This is a genomic window from Streptococcus infantis (assembly GCF_000963255.1).
Classification (GTDB): domain Bacteria; phylum Bacillota; class Bacilli; order Lactobacillales; family Streptococcaceae; genus Streptococcus; species Streptococcus nidrosiense.
This window is the reverse complement of sequence record NZ_JYOV01000002.1, coordinates 1-14,273: the sequence shown is the minus strand read 5'-3', so window position 1 is coordinate 14,273 and position 14,273 is coordinate 1. Positions and strand designations below refer to the sequence as shown.

At 35.5% G+C, this 14,273-nt stretch carries 12 protein-coding genes, 1 tRNA gene and 1 rRNA gene; all 14 read left to right on the top strand.

What is annotated here, in order from left to right:
* The first annotated feature begins 135 nt into the window (after positions 1 to 135).
* Positions 136 to 1,272: a DNA polymerase III subunit beta gene (gene dnaN / locus TZ96_RS00075; RefSeq protein ID WP_045762399.1), complete on the top strand. Its 1,137-nt coding sequence runs from the start codon at positions 136 to 138 to the stop codon at positions 1,270 to 1,272.
* Between the two features lie 66 nt (positions 1,273 to 1,338).
* Positions 1,339 to 1,533 (top strand): DUF951 domain-containing protein, encoded by a 195-nt coding sequence (locus TZ96_RS00070; RefSeq protein ID WP_000285188.1) that lies wholly within the window; start codon positions 1,339 to 1,341, stop codon positions 1,531 to 1,533.
* Between the two features lie 85 nt (positions 1,534 to 1,618).
* Positions 1,619 to 2,734, top strand: a complete 1,116-nt coding sequence (gene ychF / locus TZ96_RS00065) for a redox-regulated ATPase YchF (RefSeq protein WP_045762398.1) — start codon at positions 1,619 to 1,621, stop codon at positions 2,732 to 2,734.
* A gap of 72 nt (positions 2,735 to 2,806) precedes the next feature.
* A complete protein-coding gene (gene pth, locus TZ96_RS00060) occupies positions 2,807 to 3,376 on the top strand; it encodes an aminoacyl-tRNA hydrolase (RefSeq protein ID WP_045762397.1) in 570 nt (189 codons plus the stop codon).
* Positions 3,369 to 6,872: a transcription-repair coupling factor gene (gene mfd, locus TZ96_RS00055; protein ID WP_198921484.1), complete on the top strand. Its 3,504-nt coding sequence runs from the start codon at positions 3,369 to 3,371 to the stop codon at positions 6,870 to 6,872. Before pth ends, mfd begins: the two co-directional genes overlap by 8 nt.
* 64 nt (positions 6,873 to 6,936) lie before the next feature.
* The gene (locus TZ96_RS00050) at positions 6,937 to 7,203 is read left to right on the top strand and encodes an RNA-binding S4 domain-containing protein (protein WP_001234970.1); all 267 of its coding nucleotides are present in this window, start codon (positions 6,937 to 6,939) and stop codon (positions 7,201 to 7,203) included.
* Entirely contained in the window at positions 7,196 to 7,564 is a 369-nt protein-coding gene (locus TZ96_RS00045; RefSeq protein WP_000277028.1) for a septum formation initiator family protein, read from the top strand. The genes TZ96_RS00050 and TZ96_RS00045 overlap by 8 nt, the downstream gene beginning before the upstream one ends.
* A gap of 6 nt (positions 7,565 to 7,570) precedes the next feature.
* On the top strand, positions 7,571 to 7,693 hold the full coding sequence (locus TZ96_RS11030) for an SP_0009 family protein (protein WP_045762396.1): 123 nt from the start codon (positions 7,571 to 7,573) through the stop codon (positions 7,691 to 7,693).
* Positions 7,686 to 8,954, top strand: coding sequence for a serine hydrolase (locus TZ96_RS00035; RefSeq protein ID WP_045762395.1), 1,269 nt, complete (start codon positions 7,686 to 7,688; stop codon positions 8,952 to 8,954). The genes TZ96_RS11030 and TZ96_RS00035 overlap by 8 nt, the downstream gene beginning before the upstream one ends.
* Positions 8,951 to 10,228, top strand: coding sequence for a tRNA lysidine(34) synthetase TilS (tilS, locus tag TZ96_RS00030; protein ID WP_045762394.1), 1,278 nt, complete (start codon positions 8,951 to 8,953; stop codon positions 10,226 to 10,228). Before TZ96_RS00035 ends, tilS begins: the two co-directional genes overlap by 4 nt.
* 4 nt (positions 10,229 to 10,232) lie before the next feature.
* Positions 10,233 to 10,775, top strand: a complete 543-nt coding sequence (gene hpt, locus TZ96_RS00025) for a hypoxanthine phosphoribosyltransferase (protein WP_000890189.1) — start codon at positions 10,233 to 10,235, stop codon at positions 10,773 to 10,775.
* A gap of 16 nt (positions 10,776 to 10,791) precedes the next feature.
* Positions 10,792 to 12,750 carry an ATP-dependent zinc metalloprotease FtsH gene (gene ftsH, locus TZ96_RS00020; RefSeq protein ID WP_045762393.1) on the top strand — a complete coding sequence of 653 codons (1,959 nt, stop codon included), beginning with the start codon at positions 10,792 to 10,794 and terminating at the stop codon, positions 12,748 to 12,750.
* A 413-nt stretch (positions 12,751 to 13,163) separates the two neighbouring features.
* A tRNA-Glu gene (locus TZ96_RS00015) sits at positions 13,164 to 13,235 on the top strand.
* A gap of 241 nt (positions 13,236 to 13,476) precedes the next feature.
* A 16S ribosomal RNA gene (locus TZ96_RS00010) occupies positions 13,477 to 14,273 on the top strand; the annotation flags it as partial.

Below are 14,273 nucleotides of genomic sequence, written 5' to 3'. Positions count from 1 at the left end.
ATCTCTTATTTATCCACATCTTTTAAACAAGGCTCTGTCCTTGAGTTTTCTTGATTACAAGTGTTTTTCCACAGATTTCACACGCTCTATTATTACTATTATCCTTCTAATAATAAAAAGAATAAAGGAGAATCCATGATTCATTTTTCAATTAATAAAAACTTATTTTTACAAGCTTTAAATACAACAAAGAGAGCTATTAACTCAAAGAATGCAATTCCTATTTTATCAACTGTAAAAATTGATGTTACCAATGAAGGAATTACCTTGATTGGATCAAATGGTCAAATCTCAATCGAAAATTTTATCTCGCAAAAAAATGAAAATGCAGGTCTCTTGATTAACTCTTTAGGTTCAGTTCTACTGGAAGCTTCTTTCTTTATCAATGTTGTTTCAAGTCTTCCAGATGTAACACTTGATTTTAAAGAGATTGAACAAAAGCAAATTGTCTTAACTAGTGGAAAATCAGAGATTACTCTTAAAGGAAAAGATAGTGAGCAATATCCACGTATTCAGGAAATTTCTGCAAGCAATCCTTTAGTTCTTGAAACAAAACTTCTTAAAAAGATTATCAATGAAACAGCTTTTGCAGCTAGTACCCAAGAAAGCCGTCCTATTTTGACAGGTGTCCACTTTGTTTTAAGCAACCACAAAGAATTAAAAACAGTTGCGACAGACTCTCACCGTCTCAGTCAGAAGAAATTGACTCTTGAAAAAAATAGCGATGATTTTAATGTTGTCATCCCAAGTCGTTCGCTACGCGAATTTTCAGCTGTTTTTACGGATGATATCGAAACAGTAGAGATTTTCTTCGCTAATAATCAAATTCTCTTTAGAAGTGAAAATATTAGCTTCTACACACGTCTCTTAGAAGGAAATTATCCAGATACTGATCGATTGATTCCAACAGATTTCAATACAACAGTGACTTTTGATGTTGCTAAACTACGCCAGTCTATGGAACGTGCTCGCCTCTTATCAAGTGCGACACAAAATGGTACTGTTAAATTAGAAATCAAAGAAGGAGTTGTAAGTGCCCATGTTCATTCTCCAGAAGTAGGGAAAGTAAACGAAGAAATTGATACTGAAAATGTAAGTGGTGCTGATTTGACAATTAGTTTCAACCCAACTTATTTGATTGAAGCACTAAAAGCTTTGAATAGCGAAAAAGTTACAATCAGTTTTATTTCAGCAGTTCGTCCATTTACTCTAGTTCCAGCTGATACAGATGAAGATTTCATGCAGCTCATCACACCAGTTCGTACAAATTAATGGAAAGAGGTTGAGCCTAGCTCGCCTCTTTTATGATATAATCGAAAAAGAAAAAGGAGACTAACTATGTATCAAGTTGGAAATTTTGTTGAAATGAAAAAACCTCATGCTTGTACGATTAAGTCAACAGGCAAAAAGGCAAATCGCTGGGAAATTACCCGTGTTGGAGCAGACATAAAGATAAAATGTAGCAATTGTGATCATGTGGTCATGATGAGTCGCTATGATTTTGAAAGAAAAATGAACAAAATCATCGACTAGGAACCCAATAGTAAGAGGGTTAGCAAGTTTTCCCTTTTTGTGTTATAATATTGAAGATTGAAATGTGAACGGAGAATGAGAAACTATGGCTTTAACAGCAGGTATTGTAGGTTTACCAAACGTTGGTAAATCAACCCTATTTAATGCAATTACAAAAGCAGGAGCAGAGGCTGCAAACTATCCTTTTGCGACCATTGATCCAAACGTTGGAATGGTAGAAGTTCCAGATGAACGCCTCCAAAAATTGACGGAAATGATTACTCCTAAAAAGACAGTTCCAACAACCTTTGAATTTACAGATATTGCAGGGATTGTAAAAGGAGCATCAAGAGGAGAAGGTCTTGGGAATAAATTCTTGGCCAACATCCGTGAAGTTGATGCGATTGTTCATGTGGTTCGTGCCTTTGATGATGAAAATGTCATGCGTGAGCAAGGTCGTGAAGATGCCTTTGTGGATCCGCTAGCAGATATTGATACCATTAACCTAGAGTTGATTCTTGCTGATTTAGAATCAGTCAATAAACGCTATGCGCGTGTAGAAAAAATGGCGCGTACGCAAAAAGATAAGGAATCAGTTGCAGAATTTAACGTTCTCCAAAAAATTAAACCAGTTCTTGAAGATGGAAAATCAGCTCGTACCATTGAATTTACAGATGAAGAGCAAAAAGTTGTCAAAGGACTCTTTCTCTTGACCACGAAACCAGTTCTTTATGTAGCTAACGTTGATGAGGATGTGGTTGGAGACCCAGAATCTATCGATTATGTGAAACAAATTCGTGAATTCGCAGCAACAGAAAATGCAGAGGTAGTGGTTATCTCTGCGCGTGCTGAAGAAGAAATTTCTGAGTTAGACGATGAAGATAAAAAAGAGTTTCTTGAAGCTATTGGTTTGACAGAATCAGGTGTGGATAAGTTGACTCGAGCTGCTTATCACCTACTAGGACTTGGAACTTACTTCACAGCTGGTGAAAAAGAGGTTCGTGCTTGGACCTTTAAACGTGGCATGAAAGCTCCTCAAGCTGCTGGTATCATCCACTCAGACTTTGAAAAAGGATTTATTCGTGCAGTGACCATGTCTTATGACGATTTGGTAAAATACGGCTCTGAAAAGGCTGTAAAAGAAGCTGGACGTTTGCGTGAAGAAGGAAAAGAATATGTCGTGCAAGATGGCGATATTATGGAATTCCGCTTTAACGTTTAATCAATATTTAAAATAATGTCAATTAGGTTGGAAAAAAATTCCAACCCTTTTGACTTTTGAAAGGAAATATAAATGACAAAATTACTTGTAGGATTGGGAAATCCAGGAGATAAATATTTTGAAACTAAACATAATGTTGGCTTTATGCTGATTGACCAACTAGCCAAAAAACAGAATGTTACCTTTACACACGATAAGATATTCCAAGCTGAGTTAGCCTCATTTTTTCTTAACGGTGAAAAAATTTATCTGGTGAAACCGACGACTTTTATGAATGAAAGTGGAAAAGCTGTTCATGCATTGTTAACCTACTATGGTTTAGATATTGAAGATTTACTGATTATTTACGATGATCTTGACATGGAAGTCGGAAAAATTCGTCTTCGAGCTAAAGGATCAGCTGGTGGTCATAATGGAATCAAGTCGATTATCCAACATATTGGGACACAAGTTTTCAATCGTGTAAAGATTGGTATTGGGAGACCTAAAAAAGGAATGTCAGTTGTTAACCATGTTTTGAGTAAGTTTGATCAAGAAGATTATATCGGTATTTTACAGTCAATTGACAAGGTTGACGATGCTGTAAATTATTATTTACAAGGAAAAAACTTTGAAAAGACGATGCAGAAATATAATGGGTAAGGAAATGGCATTAATCGATTTCTTTTTAGAGAATAAACAAATTCTATCTTGGCATGAGAACTTACCACAGAAACAAAGACAATTATTGCTAGAACTTTCTGGATCAGCAAAATCGTTAGCGATTGCTAGTAGTCTGAAGAGTCAGGATAAGGTTTTAGTGATGACCTCTACATATGGAGAGGCTGAGCGTCTGATTAATGATCTAATCTCCATATTAGGTTCGGATCTGGTTTATCCATTTCTAGTAGATGATTCACCAATGGTTGAATTTTTGGTATCATCTCAGGAAAAGATTTTTTCTCGGGTTGAAGCTTTGCGTTTTCTAAGAGATGAGTTTCAAAGAGGAATTTTAGTTTGTAACGTCGCAGCTAGTCGAGTATTCTTGCCGAATCCTCAAGTTTTTGATGATAGTATCTTAGAACTTCAAGTGGGGCAAGAATGCGAACAAAGAGAATTAAAAAATCACTTGATTTCTCTTGGTTATAAGAAAGTTACACAAGTTCAAAGTCAGGGAGAATTTAGCCTTCGTGGAGATATTCTAGACATATTTGAAACCTCTCAAATATGTCCTTATCGGATTGAATTTTTCGGTGATGAGATTGATGGCATTAGAGAATTTGATACTGAAACTCAATTATCAAAAGATAGTCAAACTCAAGTACTAATCTATCCAGCTAGTGATATTTTGTTAACGAATGAAGATTATCATCGTGGTCAGAAATTTTTAGAACATGAGATTGATAAGGCACTTTCTCCAACTTTAAAGTCTTATCTAGAAGAAGTTTTTAGTTGTACGAAAGAGCAAGTTCTTCATGCAGATATTCGCAAGTTTTTGTTCGTATTTTATAAAAAACAGTGGACCTTGATAGACTATTTGAATCAAGTTCCTGTTATATTTGATGATTTTCAAAAAATCATGAACCAGTACGATGCTTTTGATAAGGAAACAGCTAGCTACTTTACAGAAGATTTACATAATAGTAAAGCAGCATCAAGTTTACAATATTTTGCTGATGTAGAAAGTCAGTTTAAAAAATATGTACCAGCGAGTTTCTTTTCAAATTTTCAAAAAGGGCTTGGAAATTTGAAATTTAATAATCTGTACCAGTTCAATCAATATTCTATGCAAGAGTTCTTTAATCAGTTTTCTTTTCTGAAAGAAGAAATTGAACGTTACAAAAAATTAAAGTATACGATTGTTCTTCAATCAAGTAGCAAAACTGAACTAAAGAAACTGTCAACGATTCTTGATGAATACGATATTAAAGTTGATAATAGTAATGAAAGTAAAATCTGTAAAGGAACTGTCAATCTTGTTGAAGGAAATCTACGACATGGCTTTCATTTTGTAGATGAAAATCTTGTATTTATCACTGAATATGAAATTTTTAAAAAGAAGATTAAACGCAAGTATCGAAGACAAAATATCAGTAACGCTGAACGATTAAAGGATTATAATGAACTCCAAAAAGGAGACTATGTTGTTCATCAAATCCATGGTATTGGTCAATATTTAGGGATTGAAACGATTGAAATCAAAGGAATTCATCGAGACTACGTAAGTGTCCTATATCAAAATGGTGATCGTATTTCTATTCCTGTAGAACAAATTCAAACCTTATCTAAATATGTTTCAAGTGATGGAAAAGCTCCAAAGTTAAATAAACTAAATGATGGACGTTTTAAAAAAGCGAAGCAAAAAGTAAAGAGTCAAGTTGAAGATATTGCAGATGACTTAATTAAGTTATATGCAGAGAGAAGTCAACTTAAAGGTTTTGCATTTTCAAAAGATGATGAAGACCAAAACGCTTTTGACGAAGCTTTCCCATATGTAGAGACTGAGGACCAACTTCGAAGTATCGAAGAAATAAAAAAAGATATGCAGGCTCCTCAACCGATGGACCGACTATTAGTTGGAGATGTTGGTTTTGGTAAGACAGAAGTTGCCATGCGAGCTGCATTTAAGGCTGTCAATGATCATAAACAGGTTGTCGTTTTAGTGCCAACAACCGTTCTTGCTCAGCAACATTACAGTAATTTTAAGGAAAGATTTGAACAATTTGCTGTCAACGTAGATGTTTTGAGTCGTTTCAGAAGTAAAAAAGAACAGACTGAAACACTTGAGAAGTTAAAAAAAGGTCAAGTAGACATCTTGATAGGGACTCATAGAGTCTTGTCTAAAGATGTTGAGTTTGCTGATTTGGGGTTGATGATTATTGATGAGGAACAACGTTTTGGTGTTAAGCATAAGGAAGCACTTAAGGAATTAAAAAAGAAGGTGGATGTCTTAACCTTGACAGCTACACCAATTCCTCGAACTCTTCATATGTCTATGCTAGGTATCCGAGATTTATCAGTCATCGAAACTCCTCCAACCAATCGATATCCTGTACAAACCTATGTCCTTGAACAGAATGATCGTGTCATTCGTGATGCTGTATTGAGAGAAATGGATCGTGGTGGTCAAGTTTACTATCTTTACAACAAAGTTGACACTATTGAAAAGAAGGTTTCAGAGTTACAAGAACTAATTCCAGAAGCTTCTATTGGATTTGTCCATGGTCAAATGAGTGAAATTCGCTTAGAAAATACACTTCTTGATTTCATTGAAGGACAATATGATATTTTAGTGACTACAACAATCATTGAAACAGGTGTAGACATTCCAAATGCTAATACCTTGTTTATAGAAAATGCAGATCATATGGGCTTGTCAACCTTGTATCAATTAAGAGGTCGTGTTGGTCGTAGTAATCGAATTGCTTATGCCTATCTCATGTATCGTCCAGATAAAACTTTGACAGAAGTTTCTGAGAAGAGATTAGAAGCTATCAAAGGTTTTACTGAACTGGGTTCTGGTTTCAAAATTGCTATGCGTGATTTATCCATTCGTGGAGCTGGGAATCTTTTAGGAAGCTCTCAGTCTGGATTTATCGATTCTGTTGGTTTTGAGTTGTACTCTCAGTTGTTAGAAGAAGCAATAGCTAAGAAAAATGGAACTGACAAAAAACGTGAAAAAGGAAATGCTGAGTTACTTCTACAAATCGATGCCTATCTCCCAGATGATTATATATCGGATGAAAGACACAAAATTGAGATTTACAAGAGAATTCGTCAGATTGACAATCGTGTCAATTATGAAGAATTACAAGATGAGTTGATCGATCGTTTTGGAGAATATCCAGATGTGGTTGCTTATCTTTTAGAAATTGGATTAGCTAAAGCATATCTTGATAAAGTATTTGTCAATCGTGTAGAAAGAAAGGTTAATAAGCTGGTCATTCAGTTTGAAAAAATATCGCAACAATTATTTTTAACACAAGATTATTTCCAGGCTCTTTCTCAGACAAGTTTGAAGGCTAATATTTCAGAAAATCAAGGTTTAATTGAAGTTGTTTTTGATATTCGTAATAAAAAGGATTATGAGATTTTAGAAGGTCTTTTAACTTTTGGAGAATCATTAGCAAATATAAAAGAATCAAAAGAGTCACATTAGGAGTTATCTTTTTTCTTCTATAAAAGGTAGAAAAATGGTACAATAATAATTTGAGGTAATAAAAATGAGATTAGATAAATATTTAAAAGTATCAAGAATTATTAAGCGTCGTACAGTAGCTAAAGAAGTTGCAGATAAGGGACGTATCAAGGTAAATGGTATTCTTGCTAAGAGTTCTACAGATTTAAAAATCAATGACCAAGTTGAAATTCGTTTTGGAAATAAATTGTTGCTCGTAAAAGTGTTAGAAATGAAAGATAGCACTAAAAAAGAAGATGCTGCAGGTATGTATGAAATTATCAGCGAAACAAGGGTAGAAAACGATGTATAAAAAAATTGTACAAATGAATAATTCTTTTATTCAAAATGAACACCAACGTCGTAAATACTTGATGGAAGAACGACAAAGACGAAATCGTTTTATGGGCTGGGTTTTGATTTTGATTATGTTGTTGTTCATCCTACCAACCTATAATTTGACTCAAAGTTATCAGCAACTACTCGAACGTCGCCAACAGTTAGCCGATCTGAAAAAACAGTATCAAGAATTGAGCGATGAAAAAGATAAAGAATCAAATCTTGCAACCAAATTAAAGGACGAAACATACGCAGCCAAGTATTTGCGTGCAAAATATTACTATTCAAAATCATGGGAGGAAGTTTATACTATTCCGGACTTACTTCCTAGGTAATGTAAAATGGAAAATTTATTAGATATTGTAGAAAAGTTTTTAAGTCAATCAGATGAAAAATTAGAAGAGTTAGCTCAAAAAAATCATCTGTTACGGCTACAAGAAGAAGAGGAAAAAAAGAATGCGTAAATTTTTAGTGATATTACTACTTCCTATTTTTTTTAAAAGTGTCCAAGTAGTAAGCACTGAGAATCCAGTTATCATTCCAAACCAAGAAGTTTATTCCTTAACCCACGCTTCGTATCATTTTTACTATCAAGATGTTATAGAATCTCCAAAATTTTATGGTGAAACATCTGTTTATTCTACAGAAGATTTGATTAAAGAATCAGGAAAAGTCAATGCAGATACGACATTATCTGTTTTAGAATGGAGATTAAATAAACAAGGACAGCCTGTGTTTAAATTGTCAAATAATCAATTTGTGATGGCTGATAAACGACTTTTATACGATAGTTCAATTGTCAACGATTTTTCTAAACGAGTATGGTTAGAACTAGGATTTGTCGTTTATAATAGTCCTTATGATCAACAAGAATTAAAGTCTACTTTAGCAGCTTATCAAGAGGTTGAAGCAGATATGTCTATTTTTGCTGGTGGTCATGAATTTTTACATATCAAACAAATTGGTTGGATTTCGACGGATTACATTTCCAACGATGACAATCGTATCCAGAAAGTTCAAGAGTTGTTATCTGCGAATTATCAAAATGAACAGTTTTCTATTTATGTTAAACAATTGAGCACGGGTAAGGAAGCTGGAATTAATGAAGATCAAAAAATGTACGCTGCTAGTGTTATGAAATTGCCTTATCTTTATTATGTTCAAGAAAAAATCAATCAAGGTGATTACCAACTTGACACGAAATTGAAGTACGTTTCTGAAGTAAATGATTTCTCTGGTTCTTATAAACCGGAAGGAAGTGGAAGTCTCCCTAAAACCGCGGACAATAAAGAGTACACTCTCAAAGATTTAATTACAAAGACAGCGAAAGAATCTGACAATGTAGCTCATAATATTCTTGCTTATTATATTACGAATAAATCAGATGAAACCTTTAAAAAAGAAATGGCTACTATCGCAGGTGAAGAGTGGGATGTGACAGATAAGTTGGCTTCAGCTAGAATGGCTGGTCAAGTTATGGAATCTATTTACAATCAAAATGGTTTTGTTTTAGAATCGCTATCGCAAACAGCTTTTGATAATCAGAGGATTGCTAAGAATATTTCTGCTAAGGTAGCCCATAAAATTGGGGATGCAGATGAATTTAAACACGATGTAGGAATAGTCTATACAGATTCTCCTTTCATTATTTCAATCTTTACTAAAAATTCTGATTATGATACCATTTCTAAAATTGCTAAGGATGTCTATGAGGTCCTAAAATGAGAGACCGAGATTTTTTAAATCATTTTCTAGAAAAAGGTTATTTTAAAGATCATTCACGAGTTGTACTAGCCTTGTCTGGTGGATTGGATTCGATGTTTCTTTTTCATCTCCTTTCAACTTACCAAGAAGAACTTGGGATTGAATTATTTTTAGCTCATGTAAACCATAAACAACGATTAGAATCGGATCATGAAGAATATGAATTAATAAAACTAGCTGAACAAGTTGGAGTTCCAATTTACGTAGCTCATTTTACTGGAGATTTTTCAGAAGCAAATGCTCGTCAATTTCGCTATAAATTTTTTAGGAAAGTAATGGGGAAAACTTCCTCTACAGCCCTTGTAACAGCTCATCATGCAGATGATCAGGTTGAGACGGTATTTATGCGAATGATTAGGGGTGTTAGATTACAACACTTATCAGCTATTAAAGAAAGACAAACGTTTGATAAGGGAGAATTAATTCGTCCTTTGCTGTCTTTTTATAAGAAGGATTTTCCTGAAATCGAGCATTTTGAAGATAGGACGAATGAAGAAAATTACTATTTTCGAAATCGAGTTCGTAATATTTACTTACCACAACTGGAAAAAGAAAATATTCAGGTAAAGAGAGCATTTTTAGAGTTTGGAAAAGAAGTATCTGACTATCAAATTGCTCTGACTGAATTATCTCAAACAGTCAATGTGGAAGATTTAACTCAGTTTTTATTCTTTTCTGAGGCAACACAGCGAATGTTACTACAACAATACCTTAGTTGTTTTGCTGATTTAAATGTAACAAGAGAACAATTTCAAGAAATTCATCATATTTTAAAAACTAAGAGTCAATATCGCCATTATATAAAAAATGGTTATGAACTTGTAAAAGAATACCAGCACTTTCGAATTGGTAAAATCAGACCAAAGTCTGATGAAAAAAGTAGTGAGTGTGTGTTAAACTATCAAAATCAAGTTCATTATGAAGGTTATTTATTTTCATTTGGAATCCCTCTAGAAGGTGAAAGTATTCAAAAGATGAATGTTTCTCGTGAAACATCGTTGATTTTAAGGCATCGACAGCCTGGTGATTATTTGATAAAAAATGGTCATCGTAAAAAACTAAGGCGACTTTTTATTGATTTAAAAATTCCTAAAGAAAGACGAGAAAAAGCTATTATCATTGAGCAATTTGGAAAAATTTGTTCAGTTTTAGGAATTGAAATCAGTGATTTGAGTAAAAAAATGAAAAATGATATAATGAACACTGTACTTTATATAGAAAAAATAGATAGGTAAAATCATGTTAGAAAAAGATATCAAGAAAATTTTGATTTCACAAGATGAAATTACAGAAGCAGCTAAAAAATTGGGTGCTCAGTTGACAAAAGATTATGAGGGTAAAAATCCGATTTTAGTTGGAATTTTAAAAGGTTCTATTCCTTTTATGGCAGAATTGGTGAAATATATTGATACACATCTTGAAATGGACTTTATGATGGTCTCTAGCTATCATGGTGGGACTGTAAGTAGTGGTGTCATTAATATTAAACAAGACGTAACTCAAGATATTAAAGGTCGACATGTTGTCTTTGTAGAAGATATCATTGACACTGGTCAAACCTTGAAAAGTTTGAAAGATATGTTTACTGCAAGAGAAGCAGCGTCTGTGAAGATTGTTACCATGCTTGATAAACCAGAAGGTCGCACTGTAGAAATCGAAGCAGATTATACATGTTTTACAATTCCAAATGAATTTGTTGTAGGATATGGACTAGACTATAATGAAAACTATCGTAACCTTCCTTATGTAGGTGTATTGAAAGAGGAAGTTTACTCAAAATAGAAGGGTAAGTGTTTGAATGCAAAAACAAAATAATGGTTTCATAAAAAATCCATTTCTTTATTTGTTGATGATTTTCTTGCTAGTGACAGGATTTCAGTACTTTTTTGCTGGCAGATCCGCTGGTCATAGTCAACAAATTAAGTACTCAGAATTGGTTCAGGAAATCACTAACGACAATGTAAAAGAAATGACCTACCAACCAAGTGGTAGTGTTATTGAAGTGTATGGTGTCTACAAAAATGCTAAGACAGAGAAACAGGAAACGGGAATTCAATTTTTTACCCCCTCTGCTACAAAAGTAGAGAAATTTACAAGTATTGTCCTCCCATCAGATACAACTGTAGCGGATTTGCAAAAGTTAGCAAGTGAACACCAAACTCAGATTGAAGTGAAACACGAAAGCTCAAGTGGTATGTGGATTAACATCCTGGTTTCAGTAGTACCATTTGCTATCTTATTCTTCTTCCTCTTCTCTATGATGGGAAATATGGGCGGAAATAGTGGACGTAATCCAATGAGCTTTGGACGTAGTAAAGCTAAAGCTGCTAATAAAGAAGATATCAAAGTTCGCTTCTCAGATGTCGCAGGCGCAGAGGAAGAAAAACAAGAACTTGTTGAAGTTGTTGAATTCTTAAAAGATCCAAAACGATTTACAAAATTGGGTGCCCGGATTCCAGCTGGTGTTCTCTTAGAAGGACCTCCAGGAACTGGTAAAACATTACTTGCCAAAGCAGTCGCAGGAGAAGCTGGTGTACCATTCTTTAGTATTTCAGGTTCTGACTTTGTAGAAATGTTCGTCGGTGTCGGTGCGAGCCGTGTACGTTCTCTCTTTGAGGATGCAAAAAAAGCAGCACCAGCTATTATCTTCATTGATGAAATTGATGCCGTTGGTCGCCAACGTGGTGTCGGTTTAGGTGGAGGTAATGATGAACGAGAACAAACCTTAAACCAACTCTTGATTGAAATGGATGGTTTTGAAGGAAATGAAGGAATTATTGTCATTGCGGCAACAAACCGTTCAGATGTTCTTGATCCGGCTCTACTTCGTCCAGGCCGTTTTGATAGAAAAGTATTAGTTGGTCGTCCAGATGTTAAGGGACGCGAAGCAATTTTGAAAGTCCATGCTAGAAATAAACCTTTAGCTGAAGATGTAGATTTGAAATTGGTAGCACAACAAACTCCAGGTTTTGTTGGTGCCGATTTGGAAAATGTATTGAACGAAGCAGCTTTAGTTGCAGCTCGTCGCAATAAATCAGTGATTGATGCTTCTGATATTGATGAAGCTGAAGATCGTGTTATCGCTGGACCATCTAAGAAAGATAAGACAGTTTCACAAAAAGAACGTGAATTGGTTGCCTACCATGAGGCAGGACACACCATTGTCGGTCTAGTATTGTCAAATGCCCGTGTTGTTCATAAGGTTACTATAGTACCACGTGGACGTGCAGGCGGATATATGATTGCACTTCCTAAAGAAGACCAAATGCTTTTATCTAAAGAAGATATGAAAGAACAATTAGCTGGCTTGATGGGTGGACGTGTTGCCGAAGAAATTATCTTTAACGTCCAAACAACTGGAGCATCTAATGACTTCGAACAAGCTACTCAGATGGCGCGTGCTATGGTTACAGAGTATGGTATGAGTGAAAAACTTGGTCCAGTACAATATGAAGGAAGTCATGCCATGTTTGGTGCGCAAAGCCCTCAAAAATCAATTTCAGAACAAACAGCTTATGAAATTGACGAAGAAGTTCGTTCATTATTGAATGAAGCACGAAACAAAGCTGCTGAAATTATCCAGTCAAATCGTGAAACTCACAAGCTGATTGCAGAAGCATTATTGAAATACGAAACATTGGATAGTACACAAATTAAATCTCTATACGAAACAGGAAAGATGCCTGAAACAGTAGAAGAGGAATCACATGCACTATCTTATGATGAAGTAAAATCAAAAATGAGTGAAGAAAATTAATTATCTTAAATACTATAAACAGAGGAGGCACAAGTTTTCTCTGTTTTTTTAAAAAAAGTTGAGGGAACTCGAATTTAAATCAAAGATTTTTATATAATAGAAAACAAAATACAAGTTCACCTATGTTAATGCTCTCTTAGAGAAAATGATTCAAATTTTCTGAAAATAAGAATGCAAGAGTTACTTGAGTAATATGAAGAAATATTTCAAAAAATGATATGTGCTTCATAAAAAACAATTATTGTAAGAAAAAAATTAACCGAAACTCTGGGAAGACGAACGGTTTAAAGGCCGCAAAGCCCTTCTCAGAGAGCTGAAGGAAACATTACAAGACTTCTAAAAAAAAATTAAAAAAAGGTGTTGACAAAGTACGAAAAGTCGGTATAATAGTAAGAGTTGAAAATAACAACTCCGGTCCGTTGGTCAAGGGGTTAAGACACCGCCTTTTCACGGCGGTAACACGGGTTCGAATCCCGTACGGACTATAGTATGAAGCAGATAAAACACTTGATGAAAAAAATTAAAAAAAGTTTCAAAAAAGTGTTGACAAGCGAAAGCAGCTGTGATATACTAATATAGTTGTCACTTGAGAGAAGTGAGTGACAAAGACCTTTGAAAACTGAACAAGACGAACCAATGTGCAGGGCACTACAACTAAGGTTGTAGTACTGAACAATGAAAAAACAATAAATCTGTCAGTGACAGAAATGAGTGAGAACTCAAACTTTTAATGAGAGTTTGATCCTGGCTCAGGACGAACGCTGGCGGCGTGCCTAATACATGCAAGTAGAACGCTGAAGGAGGAGCTTGCTTCTCCGGATGAGTTGCGAACGGGTGAGTAACGCGTAGGTAACCTGCCTGGTAGCGGGGGATAACTATTGGAAACGATAGCTAATACCGCATAACAGTAGATATTGCATGATATCTGCTTGAAAGGTGCAATTGCATCACTACCAGATGGACCTGCGTTGTATTAGCTAGTTGGTGGGGTAACGGCTCACCAAGGCGACGATACATAGCCGACCTGAGAGGGTGATCGGCCACACTGGGACTGAGACACGGCCCAGACTCCTACGGGAGGCAGCAGTAGGGAATCTTCGGCAATGGACGGAAGTCTGACCGAGCAACGCCGCGTGAGTGAAGAAGGTTTTCGGATCGTAAAGCTCTGTTGTAAGAGAAGAACGAGTGTGAGAGTGGAAAGTTCACACTGTGACGGTATCTTACCAGAAAGGGACGGCTAACTACGTGCCAGCAGCCGCGGTAATACGTAGGTCCCGAGCGTTGTCCGGATTTATTGGGCGTAAAGCGAGCGCAGGCGGTTAGATAAGTCTGAAGTTAAAGGCTGTGGCTTAACCATAGTACGCTTTGGAAACTGTTTAACTTGAGTGCAAGAGGGGAGAGTGGAATTCCATGTGTAGCGGTGAAATGCGTAGATATATGGAGGAACACCGGTGGCGAAAGCGGCTCTCTGGCTTGTAACTGACGCTGAGGCTCGAAAGCGTGGGGAGCAAACAGGATTAGAT